16 protein-coding genes are annotated in these 17,597 nt (G+C 62.8%); 10 read left to right on the top strand and 6 right to left on the bottom strand.

Annotated elements, in window-relative coordinates; genetic code table 11:
• The first annotated feature begins 14 nt into the window (after nucleotides 1-14).
• The gene (locus tag LIX93_RS09995; RefSeq protein ID WP_226504443.1) at nucleotides 15-377 is read left to right on the top strand and encodes an NADH:ubiquinone oxidoreductase; all 363 of its coding nucleotides are present in this window, start codon (nucleotides 15-17) and stop codon (nucleotides 375-377) included.
• Nucleotides 378-483: 106 nt separating this feature from the next.
• On the opposite strand, the gene LIX93_RS09990 is transcribed toward LIX93_RS09995, so the two are convergent.
• Nucleotides 484-1,011, bottom strand: coding sequence for a DUF3617 domain-containing protein (locus tag LIX93_RS09990; protein WP_226503879.1), 528 nt, complete (start codon nucleotides 1,009-1,011; stop codon nucleotides 484-486).
• 150 nt (nucleotides 1,012-1,161) lie between these two features.
• On the opposite strand from LIX93_RS09990, the gene cls reads away from it, so the two are divergent.
• Nucleotides 1,162-2,601, top strand: a complete 1,440-nt coding sequence (gene cls / locus LIX93_RS09985; RefSeq protein WP_226503878.1) for a cardiolipin synthase — start codon at nucleotides 1,162-1,164, stop codon at nucleotides 2,599-2,601.
• A 110-nt stretch (nucleotides 2,602-2,711) separates the two neighbouring features.
• Here the strand turns inward: cls and hisC are convergent, their stop codons facing one another.
• Together hisC and LIX93_RS09975 are read right to left on the bottom strand one after the other, a co-directional pair.
• On the bottom strand, nucleotides 2,712-3,836 hold the full coding sequence (hisC, locus tag LIX93_RS09980) for a histidinol-phosphate transaminase (protein WP_226503877.1): 1,125 nt from the start codon (nucleotides 3,834-3,836) through the stop codon (nucleotides 2,712-2,714).
• Nucleotides 3,833-5,020, bottom strand: a complete 1,188-nt coding sequence (locus tag LIX93_RS09975; RefSeq protein ID WP_226504442.1) for an alpha-hydroxy acid oxidase — start codon at nucleotides 5,018-5,020, stop codon at nucleotides 3,833-3,835. The genes hisC and LIX93_RS09975 overlap by 4 nt, the downstream gene beginning before the upstream one ends.
• A gap of 433 nt (nucleotides 5,021-5,453) precedes the next feature.
• On the opposite strand from LIX93_RS09975, the gene LIX93_RS09970 reads away from it, so the two are divergent.
• The 8 genes from LIX93_RS09970 to LIX93_RS09935 all read left to right on the top strand — a co-directional run bounded on the left by LIX93_RS09970 (nucleotide 5,454) and on the right by LIX93_RS09935 (nucleotide 13,700).
• Nucleotides 5,454-6,458 (top strand): ABC transporter substrate-binding protein, encoded by a 1,005-nt coding sequence (locus LIX93_RS09970; RefSeq protein WP_226503876.1) that lies wholly within the window; start codon nucleotides 5,454-5,456, stop codon nucleotides 6,456-6,458.
• A 65-nt stretch (nucleotides 6,459-6,523) separates the two neighbouring features.
• On the top strand, nucleotides 6,524-7,363 hold the full coding sequence (locus tag LIX93_RS09965; protein ID WP_226503875.1) for an ABC transporter permease: 840 nt from the start codon (nucleotides 6,524-6,526) through the stop codon (nucleotides 7,361-7,363).
• Nucleotides 7,360-8,124: an ABC transporter ATP-binding protein gene (locus tag LIX93_RS09960; protein ID WP_226503874.1), complete on the top strand. Its 765-nt coding sequence runs from the start codon at nucleotides 7,360-7,362 to the stop codon at nucleotides 8,122-8,124. Before LIX93_RS09965 ends, LIX93_RS09960 begins: the two co-directional genes overlap by 4 nt.
• A 24-nt stretch (nucleotides 8,125-8,148) precedes the next feature.
• Entirely contained in the window at nucleotides 8,149-9,471 is a 1,323-nt protein-coding gene (gene hisD, locus LIX93_RS09955; protein ID WP_226503873.1) for a histidinol dehydrogenase, read from the top strand.
• A 138-nt stretch (nucleotides 9,472-9,609) separates the two neighbouring features.
• Complete coding sequence (locus LIX93_RS09950) at nucleotides 9,610-10,617, top strand: alcohol dehydrogenase catalytic domain-containing protein (protein ID WP_226503872.1); 1,008 nt, start codon at nucleotides 9,610-9,612, stop codon at nucleotides 10,615-10,617.
• 10 nt (nucleotides 10,618-10,627) lie between these two features.
• Nucleotides 10,628-11,401 carry a glucose 1-dehydrogenase gene (locus tag LIX93_RS09945; protein ID WP_226503871.1) on the top strand — a complete coding sequence of 258 codons (774 nt, stop codon included), beginning with the start codon at nucleotides 10,628-10,630 and terminating at the stop codon, nucleotides 11,399-11,401.
• 24 nt (nucleotides 11,402-11,425) lie between these two features.
• Nucleotides 11,426-12,718, top strand: coding sequence for a hypothetical protein (locus LIX93_RS09940; RefSeq protein ID WP_226503870.1), 1,293 nt, complete (start codon nucleotides 11,426-11,428; stop codon nucleotides 12,716-12,718).
• 79 nt (nucleotides 12,719-12,797) lie between these two features.
• The gene (locus LIX93_RS09935) at nucleotides 12,798-13,700 is read left to right on the top strand and encodes a bestrophin family protein (RefSeq protein ID WP_226503869.1); all 903 of its coding nucleotides are present in this window, start codon (nucleotides 12,798-12,800) and stop codon (nucleotides 13,698-13,700) included.
• Nucleotides 13,701-13,766: 66 nt separating this feature from the next.
• Here the strand turns inward: LIX93_RS09935 and LIX93_RS09930 are convergent, their stop codons facing one another.
• The 3 genes from LIX93_RS09930 to LIX93_RS09920 are packed head-to-tail and all read right to left on the bottom strand — an operon-like array spanning nucleotide 13,767 to nucleotide 17,374.
• Nucleotides 13,767-15,401 carry a GMC family oxidoreductase gene (locus LIX93_RS09930; protein ID WP_226503868.1) on the bottom strand — a complete coding sequence of 545 codons (1,635 nt, stop codon included), beginning with the start codon at nucleotides 15,399-15,401 and terminating at the stop codon, nucleotides 13,767-13,769.
• Nucleotides 15,398-15,937, bottom strand: coding sequence for a sorbitol dehydrogenase family protein (locus tag LIX93_RS09925; RefSeq protein ID WP_226503867.1), 540 nt, complete (start codon nucleotides 15,935-15,937; stop codon nucleotides 15,398-15,400). Before LIX93_RS09925 ends, LIX93_RS09930 begins: the two co-directional genes overlap by 4 nt.
• 15 nt (nucleotides 15,938-15,952) lie before the next feature.
• A complete protein-coding gene (locus tag LIX93_RS09920; protein ID WP_226503866.1) occupies nucleotides 15,953-17,374 on the bottom strand; it encodes a cytochrome c in 1,422 nt (473 codons plus the stop codon).
• Nucleotides 17,375-17,597 lie beyond the last annotated feature (223 nt).

The raw sequence follows: 17,597 nt of genomic DNA, 5'->3' as shown, positions 1-17,597 counted from the left end.
AGAGAAGGTTATCGATGCCGCTGGCGGCGGCGCTGGTGTCGCTGTGCGCCAGTGCCCAGGTGCTGGCCGAAGCCTGTGTGGTGCACACCCAAGCCGAGCACCTGGACGTGCAAGTATGCCAGCAGAACGTGAGCATCCCGCAACAGCTGTTCCACGACGGCTTCTGCGAGCCCAACCTGCCGGGCCAGAAAGTCAGCGTGCAGTATGTGGAACAGTGTCCGCAGGGGGCCTTCGGGGTGTGCAGCGATGCCCATGTGGATAACATGCCGTACCGCCAGGATATCCACTATTACGGCGTTGCCAGCGATGCCGCCTATCTGCGGCCGTTTTGTGAGCAGAAAAGCCTGGGCAAGTGGCTGATCCCCGGACTGCGGTGAGGCCGCTGACGCCCTCGCGGGCAAGCCTTGCTCCCACAGGGCTGTAGATCTTGTGGGAGCCGGGCTTGCCCGCGAACGCGTCAGCCCAGTCACTATAAAACCCGACTCAAGTACGCGGCTTCACCGCCCCGCAATTAGGCCCCTTCCACACCGCACGCGTATTCATGCTGCCCTTCTGCTGAGTACCCGTCGCGTTGAATGTCCCGACCACATTGGTGGTAAACTCGCGATCACTGAGAAACTGCGCCTGCCCGGTGCCCTGCGCTTTCGGGCAGCTGAAGCGAAACTTCCAGACATTGCCGTTGCGCTCCGTGATCTGCTGAGTGCAACCCGACTTCGGGTCCGTCAGGGGGATATCGTCGCTCTTCACCTGCGCGGCGGTCAGGCACGATTGAATGCCGTTGCCGCCCACCGTGATGCCTTGCTTGGACAAGGTCTGCTCGATCATCGCGCGCTGCTCCGGCGCCATGTTCTTCAACTGGCCAAGCATGAACTGCATGTCAGGCATGGCGTTGCCATCGACCTGCATGTTGCTGGTGGTCAGCTCCCACAGCCCCGGCTGCAACATCTGCGCGTGGGCCAACGGCGCCAGCAGGCTGCCAAGCAGGGCCACGACCGGTAGACATCTCTTCATGCAACACTCCTGAAAAATGGCAGTACCCGGCGAGTCGCCGGGTAAAGTTTTAGACGCGCAAAGCGTGATTGCGTTGCAGCGCCGAATAAATAGAGACATTGCCCCTCAGACGTGGTCTGTTAAAGCATCGACCCGCATTCCAGGCCAGGCATGGATTATCACAGCCCCACGTTTTTTTACTACGTATTCGGCTTCATTCACTTGCTGGGGATCGCGGCCGCCCTGCATGCGGTATTCACGGTACGCACCGCGCAGGGCTCGATCGCCTGGGCGCTGTCACTGCTGTTCATGCCCTACGTCACCCTGATTCCCTATCTGGTGTTCGGCCGCAGCTCCTTCGACGCCTATATCGAAGCACGTCGCCAGGCCAACCAGGAAATGCACACCGCTATCGCCGACCTCAACTGGCGCCCTTGGGTAGAGGAAGCGCTGGCAGCCAAGCAGTCCGATTCCTACGACTCGCTGCGCGCCATGCGCAAGCTGGGGCGCATGCCCTGCCTGGCGAACAATAAAGTCAGCCTGCTGATCAACGGCGACGCCACCTTCGATGCGATCTTTGCCGCCATCCGCGAAGCGCGCCAAGTGGTGCTGATCCAGTTCTTCATCATCAAGGACGACGCCATCGGTCGGCGCTTGCAGCAGGCGTTGCTGGAGAAGGCCTCCCATGGGGTCGAAATCTATGTGCTCTACGATCAGGTCGGCAGCCATGCCCTGCCGCGCGATTACGTCGACACGCTGCGTAACGCCGGAGTCAAGATCCGCGCCTTCGCCACCCGCCGCGGCTGGCTCAACCGCTTTCAGGTCAACTTCCGCAACCACCGCAAGATCGTCGTCGTCGACGGCCTGGTAGGGTTTATCGGCGGCCATAACGTCGGCGATGAATACCTGGGCAGCAACCCGCGCCTGTCCCCTTGGCGCGACACCCACGTGCAAATGCACGGCCCGGTAGTTGCGTCACTGCAGGAATCCTTCGCCGAAGACTGGTTCTGGGCATCGCGTCGCCTGCCGCCGCTGATCCTGCCCGACACCTATCCGGACGAGGGCGTGCTGTGCCAGGTACTGGCCAGCGGCCCGGCCGACCCGCAGGAAACCTGCTCGCTGTTCTTTCTGGAAGCGATTCACAGCGCCACCCGCCGCATCTGGATCACCAGCCCGTACTTCATCCCGGACGAGTCGATGCTGGCGGCCTTGCGCCTGGCGGTGCTGCGGGGCGTGGACGTGCGCATTTTGCTCCCGTCTCGCCCAGACCACCGCATCGTCTATGCGGCGTCGAGCCTGTTCGCCTTCGAAGCCATCCGCGCCGGGGTGCACATCTATCGCTACATCCCGGGCTTTTTGCATCAGAAAGTGGTGCTGGTGGATGACGAGATCAGCGCCATCGGCAGCGCCAATCTGGACAACCGCTCGTTCCGGCTGAATTTTGAAATCATGCTGCTGACGGTGGATGCGGCGTTCGCGGTTGAAGTCCAAACCATGCTTGAACGGGATTTTGCCGAGTCGCGGCAGGTGACGTTGGCCGATAGCAAAGAGGTGCGGCGCCTGCAGGCGCTAGGCATGCGCATCGCGCGGCTGATTTCGCCTATCTTGTGAGGTACGGCTGAGGGCCTCTTCGCGGGCAAGCCTTGCTCCCACAGGTGTTCGACTCTGGAACTTCTTGCACTGTGGGAGCAAGGCTTGCCCGCGAAGAGGCCTGCATTGATTCACAAGGCAGCCAAACTCACCGCCAACTGCTGCAAAAACCAATCGTTGTCTTCCACGCTGCCCACCGACACCCGCAGATAATCGGTATACCCCGCCTCGCGCCACGGCTTGACGATCACCCCCCGCGACAGCAATTGCGCATTTACCGCATCGGCCGCAAACGGCGTAGCGAAGAACAGAAAGTTGGCCAGCGACGGCACCGGCTCTAACCCCATGCCCTGCAACGCTGCTATCATCCGCGCCCGTTCGCTGGCGACATGGGTCAGCGTCTGCGCCAGGTGCGCCTCGTCCGCCAGCGCAGCCACCGCGGCCACCTGTGCACACCGGTTGACGTTGAAAGGCGTGCGCAGGCGATCGATCAAATCTGCTAGCAACGGATCGCTGACGATCCCATAGCCGACCCGCAAGCCCGCCAACGCATAAGCCTTGGACAGCGTGCGCAACAGCACGTAGGGCTTGCCGCTGGCCTCGAGCAGCGCCAGACAATCGGGATAGCCCGGCGCCCCCTGGGCATACTCGAAATACGCCTCATCAAACACCAGCAATGTCTGCGGCCCAAGGTTATCCACAATGCGCTGCAATTCATCCACAGTCAGCGCACTGCCCACCGGGTTGGACGGGCAGGAGAACATCAACAATCGAGTCCGCGGCGACAACGCGGCGAGCAAGCCATCGATGTCGATGCGCAAATCAGCCGTCATCGGCACGCCCACTACCTCGGCACCCACCGCCTGTGGATAAAGCAGGTGCAGACCAAACGACGGCAACACTGTGACCACCTGGTCGCCGTGATCCAGAAACACCCGGCTGATAATCCCCAGCAGGTCTTCCGAGCCATTGCCGAACACCAGCCGCGCGGGATCGACCGCGAATTTTGTCGCCAATGCCTGGCGCAGCTCGGTGCAATTGGGGTCGGGATACAGGCCGATCTGCAGGGCCTCGGCGGTCACCGCACGCACCACCTGCGCAGACGGCCCGAAGTGGTTTTCGTTACTGCCCAGCTTGGCGATCCGCTCCAGGCCATAGCGTTCGCGCACCGCCTCGGTGGACAGCCCGGCGTTATAGCTGGCGAGCTCGCGCACTTCGCGGCGGGCAAGGGTATTGAGCCATTGAAGGTCGGTCATTGCAGGTTCTCGAAAACAGCAGGCTGTGGATAAGGTGAATGTGGACAACTACGTTGAAACAACTGGCCGCGATCAAGCGTGTGGATATCCGGGCTGCCAAGCAGCGTCATCGCCAGGCGCAGTTCCTGGGCCAACAAATCCAGCGATTGCCCGGCGCCCTGCTCGCCCGCCACGGCCACGCCGTACAACGTGGCACGGCCCAAGAGCACCGCATCGGCGCCCAGCGCGCGCGCCTTGAGAATATCGGTGCCGCGGCGAATGCCGCCGTCGAGCAAGATCGCCAAGCGGCCGCGCACAGCTGCCGCGATGGCCGGCAGCACCTCGATGCTCGCCGGTGAGCCATCGAGCTGACGACCGCCATGGTTGGTCACGACAATGCCGTCGAGCCCCAGTTGCGCGGCCCGTTCGGCGTCGGCGGGATGCAGCACGCCCTTCAACAGCAGCTTGCCCTGCCAGCGATTACGCAGCCGCTCCAGCGCTTGCCAGTCCAACTCGGCATCCATTTGCGCGCCGATAAAATGGGCGGCGCCAGCCGCATTGCGGGCATCGGCCGGCAGATACGGATCGAGGTTACCCAGGCTCGGCATACCGCGGGGCCATAGCGCCTGTCGCATCCAGCGTGGATGGCAGAGCACGTCGAACTTGTTACGCCAGGTGAGCTGACGCGGGCGCACGAAACTGCGCTTGTCCCACTCCCGATTGCCCAGCACCACCGCATCCGACGTCAGCAACAGGGTCTGGACCCCCACCGCCTCGGCGCGCTTGAGCAAATCCTCCTGAATGCGCGCTTCGCGCAGGCAGTAAAGCTGAAACCACAGGTTAACGTCAGGCACCGCGGCAACGATCTGCTCCATCGAACTGGTCGATACCGTGCTCAGGCAAAACGGCAAGCCCCGCGCGGTGGCCGCTTTGGCCAGGTGCACGTCGGCATCGCGATACAACATGGCGTTGTAACCTGTCGGGCCGATCATCATCGGCAGCGCGAGCTTCTGCCCCAGTACCGACACCTCGGTGGCGGTGGCCGAGGCCGCCACCAACGTGCGCGGCACCAGGCCGATATCGGTAAACGCGGACACATTGCGCGCCAAGGTCAGCTCGTCCTCGGCACCTCCCGCCAGGTATTCCCAGGCAAAGCGCGGCACACGCCGCTGCGCCAGGGCCGCCATTTCGGCAATGCTACGCACGCGCAAGCAGTCTGTTCCGGTGTAATAACGTCGCATGGGGCAGGCAGGCTCGCTGAGGTCGGGAGAGAGAAGGTATCTAGCTGTATATACCGCTAAAGCAAGTTGCAGACCAGCCGGCGTGAGCAACGCTTGATCGGTACGAAGACGGCGCAACAGGGGACCGTTGATCGGCACCAGGCCGACGCTTACCCGCCCCCGATTAGGTCATATTCAATGAAAATGCGCGTTATCGGCGCAGTGGTCGAGAAGTTTTGCACTCCCGGCCAATCATCGCAACGGGATGTTGCAGCTCCCGGTAATAAAGGCTGCTAAGGTTTTCGACCGTCAGGGGAATAATGCGGCACGTAACCTGCTTACCTGTATATACCAGTCAAGATAGCTGTGCCGCACCTGCGCCGTACCCATACTCTCTATACCCGAAGCGAGAACTGTCATGAGTCAGCTGCTGAAGAACGGAATGCGTAATGTGCTGGGCGCCTGTGCCCTGGCAATGGCCATCGGCGCAGTGGCCGCCGAGCCGACCGCGGGGATGAAAGTTGAAGCCGGGACCTTCAAGGTCGGTGTCGAGCCATGGCTGGGCTATGGCCAGATCCATGTCGCGGCCGCCCATGATCTGTTCAAGAAAGCCGGCCTGAGCGGCGTCGACGTAGTCAATTTCAGCGAAGACAAAGACATCAACGCCGCCCTCGCCAGCGGTCAGATAGACGGCGCTACCATCGCCACTCACACCGCCATGGGGATGGTCGCCGCTGGCCTGCCGGTGAAGATCGTGCTGCTGCTCGACCAGAGCATTACCGCCGATGCCATCATCGCCGCGCCGGAGATCAAATCGATCAAAGATCTCAAGGGCAAGGAAGTCGCCTTTGAAGAGGGCACCACCAGCGACATCCTGTTACACAGCGCCCTGGCCAAGGCCGGCATGCCGTGGAGCGACATCAAGCCAGTGCCCATGCCTGCCGCCAACGCTGGCAGCGCGCTGATCGCCGGGCGCGTGCCGGTGGCCGTTACCTACGAGCCTTACCTGAGTGCCGCCAAGCAGCAGAACCCCAAGGTCAACGTGCTCTACAGCGGCAAGGATGACCCAGGTGTGATCTCCGACGTGCTGGTGGTCCGCGAAGAAGTCCTCGAACAACGCCCGGGTCAGGTGCTGGCGATGATCAAGGCGTGGGACGCGGCGCTGACTCACTACAAGGGCGACACCAAAGCGGATCGCGCGGTGATTGCCAAGGCTGTCGGCGCCTCCACCGAAGAACTCGAAAGTGCCTTCGATGGCGTGCAGTTCTACTCGCTCGCGGACAACAAGTCGCAATTGACCGGGAGCTTCACCACCGAAACCTTCCCGCACATCCTCAAGTCGGCCTCCGCTGCCGGCCTGGTACCGGTGCCGGTAGAGCCAGCGAAGATGATCGACTCGCGCTTCGTCAAAGCACTCAAGTAAGCCTCCAGTAGACGCCGGCGGCACCCCAGCCGCCGGTTGCAAGCAACTGATTCAGGAAGCGTCACGTGAATACCAACCATGACCTTGCGGCAGCGACACCTCGGCGGCGCAAGCGCGGCACGCTGTTCGTCATCGGTCGCCAACCGGAGCGACCCGGTTATCTGAGCATCTCCATCGGCGTATTCGTATTGCTCGCCCTCGCGTGGTGGGCCGCCACCAACCTGGGGCTGGTCTCGCCGATCTTTCTGCCCAGCCCGCAAGCGGTCGGCCAGCGTCTGGCCAAACTGGCTGCGGACGGCACCCTGTGGACCGACCTGAGCGTCAGCCTCTACCGCATCGCCATCGCTTTCGCGATTTCGTCGGTGATGTCGATCGTCATCGGTGTGCTGGCCGGCTGCTACGGCTTCTGGAAAGCCTCCATCGAGCCCTTCGTCGACTTCGTTCGCTACATGCCGGTGGTGGCCTTCGTGCCGCTGACCATCCTCTGGAGCGGGACCGGCGATGTGCAAAAATTCCTCATCATCTGGATGGGCACCTTCTTCCAGCAGGTGCTGATGGTGATGGACTCGGTCAAGCGCGTACCTGGCGATTTCGTCGGCCTGGGCCGCACACTGGGCATGAGTGACCGCCGCATCCTGATCAAGATCGTCCTGCCCAGCGCCTTCCCCGGCATCTGGGACGCCCTGCGCATCAGCCTCGGCTGGGCCTGGACCTGGCTGGTGCTGGCCGAACTGGTGGCCTCCAACTCGGGCCTCGGCTACCGCATCACCGTGTCACAGCGGTTCTTCCAGACCGACACCATCATCGGCTACATCCTGTTGCTCGGCGTGCTCGGGTTGATCACCGACCAGGCCATGCGCGCCGCTGAAAAAGTATTGTTCCGCTACAACCGGAGGCGCCCATGAGCACCCTGACCATTCAAGGGCTGACCAAGACCTTCGTCACCGGCAAGCAGCGCAAGCAGGTGCTCAAGTGCATCGACCTGACCTTGGCCGACAACGAGTTCGTGTCCATCGTCGGCACCTCGGGCTGCGGCAAAAGTACCTTGCTGTCGATCGCGGCAGGCCTCGAAGACTATGACGATGGCGCAGTGAGCGTGGACGGCGCGGTCATCGATGGCGCCGGTATGGACCGCGGCGTCGTGTTCCAGTCCTACACCTTGCTGCCTTGGCTGACTGCCCGGCAGAACGTCGAGTTCGCCCTCAAGGCCGCCGGGCGCAGCGCCAGCGAATGCCGCGAGATCGCCGACGAACACTTGGCATTGGTCAACCTCAGCGCAGCCGCAGACGCCTTTCCCAATGAACTGTCCGGCGGCATGAAGCAGCGCGTGGCCATCGCTCGGGCATTGTCGTATCGGCCCAAGATCCTGCTGATGGACGAGCCCTTCGGCGCCCTCGACGCCATGACCCGGCGGCAGATGCAGGAACTGCTCACCCAAGTGTGGGAAACCCATCGCCTGACCGTGATGTTCGTGACCCACGACGTCGAGGAAGCGGTGTTTCTGTCCGATCGGATCGTGGTGATGGGCATCGGCACCATCAAGGCCACCTTCGACGTGCCGCTGCCGCGCCCGCGCCATGAAGAACTGGCCAGCAGCGCGGACTTCATCGACCTGCAGCGCCAGGTCTTGCGCTCGATTCGCGGCCAAGAGCCCATACGCGCCTAACCCATTCGCTTAGAGAGGTTCATCATGCAACAGCCATCGTTCCACGACCTCAGCCAGGACAGCGCCCTGCCCGTCGAACTGTTCAAGCGCACCGAAGCCGATCTGTCTTTTTTCGTCGAGAAGGTCAAACCGATCATCGAGGCCGTGCGTACCGAGGGTGATGCCGCGCTGAAGCGCTTTGCCCGCGACTTCGACAAGGTCACCGCCGAGGACATGTCGGTACGCGCCGAGGAGAGCGAGTTCGAAGCCGCCTTCGCGCGCATGGACCCGGCCGTGATCGAGTCGATCAAGTACGCCGCCGAAAACATCTTCGCCTTCCACGAAGCGCAAAAGCCCGAAGAGATGTGGCTCAAGGAGATGCGCCCCGGTGCCTTCGCCGGCGACCGCCATGTGCCGATCGACTCGGTGGCCTGCTACGTGCCGCGCGGCAAGGGTTCGTTCCCCAGCGTGCTGCTGATGACCACCATTCCGGCAGTCGTCGCTGGCGTGCCACGGGCGGTGGTGATCACCCCGCCCGGCCCGGACGGCAAGGTCGACGACGCCACCCTGGTGGCCGCGCGCCTGGTGGGCATCAAGGAAGTCTACAAATGCGGCGGCGCCCAAGGCGTGGCCGCGGTGGCCTACGGCACTGAAAGCGTGCCCAAGTGTTTGAAGATCGTCGGGCCAGGCAGCCCTTGGGTGGTGGCGGCCAAGCGGCAGCTGTCCAACCTGATCGACCCCGGCGTTCCGGCCGGCCCCAGCGAAAGCCTGATTCTGGCCGACGCCACCGCCAAGGGGGAACTGGCTGCGCTGGACCTGCTGATCGAATCGGAACACGGCCCGGACTCCTCCGCCTATCTGGTGACCAACAGCCGTGCCGTGGCCGAGGCCGCCATCGCTGCCCTGCCCAAACTGTGGGCGCAGATCGATCCCAAGCGCGCCGAGTTTTCCCAGGCGGTACTCTGTGGCGACCACGGCGGCATCGTGCTGACCAAAGACTTCGACACGGCGGTGGAGTTCGTTAACGAATACGCACCTGAGCACCTGGAAATTCTCGCCGAAGAACCGATGGCAGTGATGACCCGTATACGTAATGCCGGGGAGATTCTGCTGGGCAATTTCACCCCGGTGACCTTGGGCAACTTCGTCCTCGGGCCTAACGCGGTGCTGCCGACCAACGCAGCGGCCAAAACCAACGGGCCGCTGTCGGTGTTCGATTACATGAAGCGGATTTCGGTGGGTTATGTGACGCGATCGGGCTATCCACAGCTGGCGGAAAAGGCTCACGGGTTCGCAGTGTATGAAGGCTTCAGTGCTCATGCGCTGGCAGTGTCGCCGCTGAGGATGAAGATAATCGACGGGGAGTAATCTGCTAGCCATGACAGCCTCTACGCGTGCAGAGCCCGAACCCACAGGTGTGAGCATTTCAGTGTGGGCGCAAGGCTTGCCCGCGATGAGGCAAGCACAGCTTGCAAAAAACCCTCAGCCCTGACGGAGACACAGACAATGCAAGCCATCCGCTTCCACGGCAAAGGTGATCTGCGCCTAGAAGAGATCCCGGCCCCCGCCGCCCCCGAGCCCGGCTGGGTCACCCTGAAAGTGCGCGCGGCCGGCATCTGCGGCTCCGACCTGCACAATTTCCGTACCGGCCAGTGGGTGTCGAAACTGCCGGTCACCCCTGGCCATGAATTCTGTGGCGAAATCACTGCCCTCGGCGCTGGCGTCAAAGGCTTCGCTCTGGGCGAACGCGTAGTGGTGGATTCGCGCGCCAATTGTGGCGAGTGCGACTACTGCCAGCGCGCCCAAGGCAACCTGTGCCGGCACATGGGCTTTGTCGGCGAGGTCTGCGATGGCGGTTTCGCTGCGCAAAGCAACCAGCCTGTGCACCGCTTGCTGAAAGTCCCTGCGGGGATTTCCGATGCCGTCGCTGCCTTGTCCGAGCCTTTGGGTGTCGCCCTGCGCGTCATCGCCCGCCTCGAAGCCGAACCTGGCGCACCGGTCCTGATTGCGGGGGGTGGACCGATTGGCGGCCTGGCGGCCCTGTTGCTGCGCGAACTGGACCAGCGTCCGGTGCTGCTCGTGGAGCGCAATCACCAGCGCGCCGCCCTGCTGCAAGCCGTCGCTGGTGTCACCCCCGTGGCCCTCGACACTGGGCTGATCCTCGCAGCATGCGGGGGCCATGAGCCTCGTTACTGCATCGAAGCCACTGGCTCGGGCATCGTCCTTAATCAACTGGTACACAGCGTCGCCTCGGGCGGGCGCATCGCTATGGTCGGGTTGTTCCACGGCGACACCGTGGTCAATACCAACGCCCTGGTCGAACGCGAGATCGACTTGGTCGGCTGCAGCGTCTTCCGCGACGAGCAACGCCAGGCGGTCGCCCTGTTGCCGCGCCTGGCCGCCAAGCTCGAACAGCTGATTACCCCGCCCATCGGGCTAGCCGATGTGATAGCCGCCTACGACCAGCTGTCCGGCGGCAACAGCGATAAACTCAAGACCATCATCATTCCATAAGGACCGCTCCATGAACCCGCTGCAGGCGCGTTTTTCCCTTGAAGGCCAAGTCGCATTGATCACCGGCGCTTCCCGAGGGATCGGTCTGGCCATGGCCAAGGGCCTGGCCGATGCGGGTGCCAAGGTGGTACTCGCCGCTCGCGACCCAGACACCCTGGCCAACGCCCAGGCGGATATCCAGCGCAACGGCGGGCGCTGCTCGACGCTGGTCCTCGATGTAAACGACTCGACGTCTCGCGAGCGCGCTTTTGTCGAACTGCAAACCCGCGAGGGCCGCCTCGACATCCTCATCAACAATGCCGGCGTGGAGCACGTGCAGGCGTCGCTGGAACTGGACGAAGCCACCTGGGACATGATCGTCGACACCAACCTCAAGGGCGCGTTCTTCTGCGCCCAGGCCGCAGCCCGTCTGATGCAGGCCAATGGCGGCGGCAGCATCCTCAATCTCTGTTCACTGACCAGCGAAGTCGGCGTGCCCGGCGCCACCCCCTACGGCGCGTCCAAGTCCGGCCTGCTGGGCATGACCCGCGCCCTGGCCACCGAGTGGGCGGCGCTGGGCATCCGCGTCAACGGCATCGGCCCAGGGTACTTTCGCACCGAGCTGACCGAGGTGTTCTGCCAGAACGACGACTGGCGCCAGAGCATGCAGGCGAAGATCCCATTGGCGCGCTTCGGCAACCTCGAAGATCTGGCCGGCGCGGCGATTTTTTTCTGCTCGCCTGCCGCCAGCTACATCACCGGCCAGGTGCTCTATATCGACGGCGGCTACCTTGCCAGCATCTGACGCTTTATCCACAAGGACCTTTTCATGACTGCCGCCCTGCTCCCCCTCGCCGCCCAGGCCCGCACCCTCGCCCGCCAGGATGACTGGCAAGGCGCCCGCGCCTGCCTGCTGCAACTGGCCAGCGAAGTGATCGGCGTCGCCGCTACCGACCTGACCATCAACCGCGATCAGTACAGTCTCAATTCCCTGAATGGCCGCGTGACCCTGGCCGATGGGCGTCAGCTGTTCTTCAAGTACCACAACGAAGAAGGCGAAGACAAAACCATCGAGGAGTACTACAACGCCGAGCTGCTACGCGAAGCCGGTTACCGCGTCGACGTGCCGGTGTATGCCTGTGGCGAGCCAGGGCGGCAGATCCTGTTCTACAACCTGCGCAGCGATCTGCGCCTGGCCGATGCCTGCCGCGATATCGAAGAACGCCAAGCCTGGGACGAGATCGACCCGCTGGTGCAGGCGCAGCGCGAATACGACCAGGAAGGCTTGGCTGGCGCGCTGCGCACCTTGCTGCCCGGCGACCTGGCGGCCGTGTGCAAGGAGCCCGTCCACCAACTGTTCCACCACCGCCTGGTGGGTGACGGTGCCGAGCCAGGTTTTGGCGGGCGCGTGGAGCGCTTCTACGTCGGCAAGACCTTCGCCTTCCCAGGTATCGATATTCCGTGGGACGCGTTGAAGGATCTGCACTGGACCATCAACGGTGTGCCCTACCGCCAGACGTTGGCGCAATTGTTCCACGCCAGCGGTGAGCGCCTGAACCCCGAACTGCTCGCCGATCACGGCGTGGTCACCGCCCATGGTGACGCGCACAACGCCAACGTATGGTATGAAACCCCCACCGGCAGCCCTCCGCGACTGGTGAGTTTCGACCCCGCCTTCGCTGGCCGACAGATCCCGGCGCTGTTGGCGGAGATTAAGGCGACGTTCCACAACATCTTTGCCCACCCACTGTGGCTGTATGAACCCGCGCGCGTGGCCGAGGCGTACAAGGTCAACGTGCGTGTCGACGGCGATATGTTCCACGTGGAACACGATTGGGAATTGACCCCTCTGCGTCGGGAATTCCTCGACAGCAAACGCGACCTCTACTGGCGCCCCCTGCTGGCCGAGCTGCGCAAGCGCGACTGGCTGCCCGCCGACTGGGAGCAAGTGGTGCGGCTGGCGATCTTCTGCTGCCCGACCTTGGTACTGGACCTGCGCGATGGCGGTGGCAGTGGTCATACCGCCCACAGTTCGGCACTGGGCTTAGCGCTGGCAGTGATGTGTGGCAGCGCCCCGGTGGCGGGTGAGGACGTGATGACTCGGTGGCTGGGCGGACTCTAGCGCGCAACGCTGGAGGGTGGCGGACGATCATCCCTCCAGCAGTTACACTTGGGCACCTCACCTATAGCGGTCGACGCCCTTGATCATTCGCCCTCAAAACCTGTCCACCCTGACCTTGCTGTTCGGCATCAAAGGCTCGATCATCCCGGCCATCTGGCGCAAGGTCTTGTTTACCGTGCTGGTGAGTTCGGCAGTGGTCGCCATCCACGGCACGCTGTTCCACTTCAAGGTCATCCTCACCGCCACGCCCTTCACCTTGTGGGGGCTGACGCTCGCGATCTTCCTCGGCTTTCGTAACACCGTGGCCTATCAGCGCTTCTGGGAGGCCCGCACCCTGTGGGGCGAATTGCTGATCGTCAGCCGCAACCTGACGCGCCAGAGCCTGAGCCTGCTGCCCGACCTTGGCGTGGAACAGCGTCGGCATCTGGGCCAGGGCCTGATCGTTTTCAGCCACGCGCTGAAGAACCATCTGCGTGCTGATCCCCCGTACGAGCCGGCTCAGCAATGGATCGGCGACGGCAAGCTCAAGCAGCACCTGCCCAACGCGGTGCTGGGTGGACTCGGCAAAGGCTATATGAATGCCGTTCGCGAGACCCAAGCGGGCACCGCCGCGCAGCTCAATATCGATCAGCAACTGACGCGGTTGTCTTACGTGCTGGGCGGCTGCGAGCGGATCAAGGGCACACCGATCCCCTACCCCTACATCCTCATGCTGCACCGCGTGGTTCACGTGTACTGCTTTCTGCTGCCGTTCTGCCTGGTCGACGCCATCGGCTGGTTCACGCCGTTTGCGGTGTGCGTGCTGGCCTATACATTCTTCGGCCTGGATGCGCTGGGTGATCAGATTGCCGACCCATTCGACAGGCAGCCCAATGACCTGCCGCTGGATGCCATGTGCCGGAATGTGGAGATTGCGGTGCTGGAGTTGCTGGATGAAGAAGCGCCCCTGGTGCTGCAAGCGAAGGATGGGGTGTTGCTGTAAACAAAGATGGTCTATCGGGGGCAAGCCCCCTCGCTACGGGCGTAACGAGGGGGCCGTGAGGTAGCGTCAGACTTCTTTGACCAACACATCAGCGATACGCAGGCTGAGGGCGGCCCCGGTAAGGGTCGGGTTCACGCACGACGCCGATGGCATCACGCTGGTCCCGGCAATGAACAGATTGTGGTGGTCATGGGTACGGCAATCCCGGTCCACCACTGAATCCTTCGGATCGTCGCCCATGATGGTCGTGCCCATGATGTGCTGGCGGTTCTGGAAGCCCACGTCGGTGCTGAGAATGTCGGCATCGAGCAGCTTGGCGAACTGCTGGAAGTCTTCCAGCGCCTTGGCCTTGCCGGCATGCCAGTAGTCCGGAACGCTGTAGTAGATCTCAGGTACCGGCAGGCCGATGGCGTCGAACTTGGTCTTGCTCGGCGTCACGCGGTTCTCTGGCAACGGCAGGGTTTCGAAGTCCACCGCCCAGTTCAGCGAGCGCGCCGACTGCAGGCGAATCCCCTCGTCGAGCTTGGAGCCCAGCACACCTTTGGCGATCAACCCGGAGGTGATCTGCGAAGTCGGCACGGTATTGCGCACCTTGATCTTGTAGCTCGGGTAGTCCTTGCGGAATTCGCCGTCGCGGCTGTTGAGGTACACCAGCAGCTGGGTCGGGCCCTCGCCAGGCCACATGTCTTCCTTGGTCATGACGTTCATGCTGATGCCGGTGTGGTCCATCAGATTGCGCCCGACCTGGTCGGAAGAGTTGGCGATGCCGTTGGGGTACCTGTCGGAGGTCGACATCAACAGCAGCTTTGGCGATTCGATGCCATAGGCCGCCAGCACGAAGGTCTTGGCGGTCAGCTTGTGCTGGGTCTTGTCCGGGCGCATGTACCAGATCGCGGTGATTTTGCCGTCGTCACCGGCTTCGATCTTGTACACCACCGAGTTGTCGAGCACCTTGGCACCATGGCGTTCGGCCTCGTCGATGTGCATCGAGCCATCATACTTGGCTGCGATCGGGCACACCGGGTTGCAGTTGTTGTTGCCCGCACACGGCGGACGCTTGCCGTAAGGACGGGTAGCGCGGCCGTTGGGCTCCAGAATCGGGTTGTAGCCACCCTTGCCGAGCATCTCCGAGAGGCGCTTGAACATGTAGCTCGGCTTCAGCCCCTCCATCGGGTATGGAATCGAGCGCGGTGGCCAAGCCTTGCCGCCCTGCCCGCTTTCATCCTGACCATCGACGCCGGACACGCCCAATTCGGTTTCGGCGCGAGCATAGAACGGCTCGAGCTCGTCATAACTGATTGGCCAATCGCGACCGCGGCCGTACAGCGATTTGAGGCGGAAGTCGTTGGGCAGCATGCGCCACAGCGATGAACCGAAGTGCCAGGTAGTGCCACCGACTACGCGCAGGTACGAGGTGTTGTATTTGACCGGGCCGACTTGCTGCAGGTAGTCGCCATAGGTGGATGGCGCATGGGGCAGGCTCGGGTAAGGCGAGCCGGCGCCCTGCAGCTTGGCGTTGGCCAGCGACAGCTTGACCGGCGCGTTGCGGAAGGTTTCGACGATGTCGCGGCGATTGACCCGCGGGCCGGCCTCGAGGACGATCACCGACTTGTTGGCCTTGGCCAGCTCGGTGGCGATCAGCCCGCCCATGACGCCGGAGCCGATGATAACGACGTCGGCATCGAATTCAGCGCTGCTCATAGACTGGTGTCCTGCTTGATGACGGGTTTGGCGCCCCAGGTCGCGGGGCCTCCACCGTAGGTAGGGATAATCAGAATGCCGTGGGTCGGCTGGTACATCATGGCTTGGGAGTACGCGATCAATTCTGCGTCCACCGGCTCGCCGACGATACCCAGATACCAAGCCGAAACGATGCTGGTGGCGGTGGCCTTGAGCGAGGTGTCGCTCGCTTGCGCCAGGTACTCATCGACGTGCTTGTAGCCTTGGGCAGCAATCAGTTGCTGGAGGGCGATGACGTTGGTCGAGAAGTTCGGCGCGCGCTTGTCCAGCGCCTTGTAGTAACGCGCCGCCAGCACCGGATTGACCGGGCGGCTGACGAGGAACGACGACAGCGCGACGAAATCGGTATCGCTCGGCGCAGCGGCCAACACCGACTGCCAAGGCAAGGCAGCGCCTACCAGGGTGGCCAGGCCGAGGGTCACCGAGCCGCGCAGCAGGTTGCGGCGTGACAGCCCCCGCAGGTCGTGGTCTTGATTCGGGCTATGTGTGTGGTTCATTGAAGTATCCATTGCTCAAGCCACCTTGCGCTGGCGGCGCACGATCAACCACAACCCCAGCGCGATCAGCAGGCACACGACCACGATGGCCGGGATAGTGAATTTCGCCAGGGTCACCAGCAGCGATGGCGGGCCGCCAGCGCGGGTCTGGGCGACATCGGCGGCGCTGACTTTCAGGGCGCTGTTGCCGAACTGGCCCAGCACGTAGTTGCTCACGTCGGCGATCTGCTGGTCGTTCAAGCGATCGGTGAACAACGCATCGGGGCCGAAGGCCGGCATATCGATGGCTACACCATCGACTTCGCGATGAACACCGTAGACGATCGCCGCCACCAGGTTGTCGGCCCGAGCCGTCGCGGTGTTGTGGAACAGCGACGGGTACTGGCTGTTGCCTTGGCCGTTGGGCTGATGGCAGTTGGCGCACGTCCCGCTGAAAATGTGAAAGCCTGGGTCTTCGGGTTTAGTGCCACGCAGGGTCAGCTCGTTGGCCGAGGCTTGGCCAAAATCGTGGCGCGCCTTGGTTTCTCCGGTGCTGATAGGTGGGGTCTGCAACAGGTAGGTGGCGATGGCCTTGAGGTCGCCGTCATCCAGGTGCTGCAGGCTGTTTTCTACCGCTTCCGCCATCGGGCCTGCGGCCTGGGCCTTGCCCTCTACATGGCCGGTGCGCAGATAGGCGACCAGTTCGTCGGTGGACCAGGCACCGATCCCGCTGACTTTGTCGGAGGTGATGTTGGGCGCATACCAACCGCCCAGCGATCCACCCGATAGTGCCTTGCTGTTGTCCGCACCCATCAGCAGATTGCGAGGGGTGTGGCAGGTGTCGCAGTGGGCCAAGGCATTGACCAGATAGTCGCCGCGGTTGACCTCGGCCGACTTCTGCGAGTCAGGCACAAAGCGCTGGGCGCTGTGGAACAGCGCGTTCCAGCCGATCATCGAGGCGCGCATGTTGAACGGGAAGGCCAGTGCGGTTTTCGGCGTCGGTGCGTCTACCGGCTGCACTTCGTGCATGAAGTAGGCATAAAGCGCGGCAATGTCGCCATCGGTCATCTTCGCGTAGGAGGTATAAGGCATGGCCGGATACAGGTGGCTGCCATCCGCCGCCACACCATCACGCACTGCCCGGGCGAAGTCTTCCTGACTGTACCCACCGATGCCAGCGGTTTTCGAAGGGGTGATGTTGGTCGAGTAAATCACCCCCATCGGCGAACTGAGCGCGTAGCCGCCCGCAAAGGGTTTGCCACCCGGTGCGGTATGGCACGCCACACAGTCGGCAGCCACGGCCAGGCGTTTGCCTGGGGACGCGTCGGCGCCTAGCGGCTCAGCTTGAGCGGCGCCCGCAGCGCACAGCATCAGGGTCAGAAAAGCGGCGACGGCACGCGCGGTGCCCCTGCCCTTGAGAACATTCCTCGGCACGAGTTCGATCGTTGGCGACTGCATTCAGTACTCATCACAGGTTTGGATACCGCGCGACATCAGGCGCTCGCTCGAACGGCGAATCGCACCAGTACGATGTCATACAAGACAAAAATAATATTTCACACTCTTACATTTAGCAACATATTAACGGCAAAACGCCACTAATCTTTTTTGCTAAACGGCTCTAAACAGGGGGTTTTGGGTGTCTTGGTAGGGGGGCATGCACGTAAACACAGCATTCAAG

It is taken from the genome of Pseudomonas sp. MWU16-30317, from assembly GCF_020515695.1.
Classification (GTDB): Bacteria; Pseudomonadota; Gammaproteobacteria; order Pseudomonadales; family Pseudomonadaceae; genus Aquipseudomonas.
Note: the sequence above shows the minus strand (reverse complement) of the source record. Positions and strands in the feature narration are given on the sequence as shown.

Coding starts and splice junctions, on each gene's coding strand:
- LIX93_RS09990 (WP_226503879.1), bottom strand. CDS start 1,011: ATGAAGAGATGTCTACCGGTCGTGGCCCTGCTTGGCAGCCTGCTGGCG.
- LIX93_RS09920 (WP_226503866.1), bottom strand. CDS start 17,374: ATGCAGTCGCCAACGATCGAACTCGTGCCGAGGAATGTTCTCAAGGGC.
- cls (WP_226503878.1), top strand. CDS start 1,162: ATGGATTATCACAGCCCCACGTTTTTTTACTACGTATTCGGCTTCATT.
- LIX93_RS09960 (WP_226503874.1), top strand. CDS start 7,360: ATGAGCACCCTGACCATTCAAGGGCTGACCAAGACCTTCGTCACCGGC.
- LIX93_RS09950 (WP_226503872.1), top strand. CDS start 9,610: ATGCAAGCCATCCGCTTCCACGGCAAAGGTGATCTGCGCCTAGAAGAG.
- LIX93_RS09995 (WP_226504443.1), top strand. CDS start 15: ATGCCGCTGGCGGCGGCGCTGGTGTCGCTGTGCGCCAGTGCCCAGGTG.
- LIX93_RS09930 (WP_226503868.1), bottom strand. CDS start 15,401: ATGAGCAGCGCTGAATTCGATGCCGACGTCGTTATCATCGGCTCCGGC.
- hisD (WP_226503873.1), top strand. CDS start 8,149: ATGCAACAGCCATCGTTCCACGACCTCAGCCAGGACAGCGCCCTGCCC.
- LIX93_RS09925 (WP_226503867.1), bottom strand. CDS start 15,937: ATGAACCACACACATAGCCCGAATCAAGACCACGACCTGCGGGGGCTG.
- LIX93_RS09940 (WP_226503870.1), top strand. CDS start 11,426: ATGACTGCCGCCCTGCTCCCCCTCGCCGCCCAGGCCCGCACCCTCGCC.
- hisC (WP_226503877.1), bottom strand. CDS start 3,836: ATGACCGACCTTCAATGGCTCAATACCCTTGCCCGCCGCGAAGTGCGC.
- LIX93_RS09945 (WP_226503871.1), top strand. CDS start 10,628: ATGAACCCGCTGCAGGCGCGTTTTTCCCTTGAAGGCCAAGTCGCATTG.
- LIX93_RS09970 (WP_226503876.1), top strand. CDS start 5,454: ATGAGTCAGCTGCTGAAGAACGGAATGCGTAATGTGCTGGGCGCCTGT.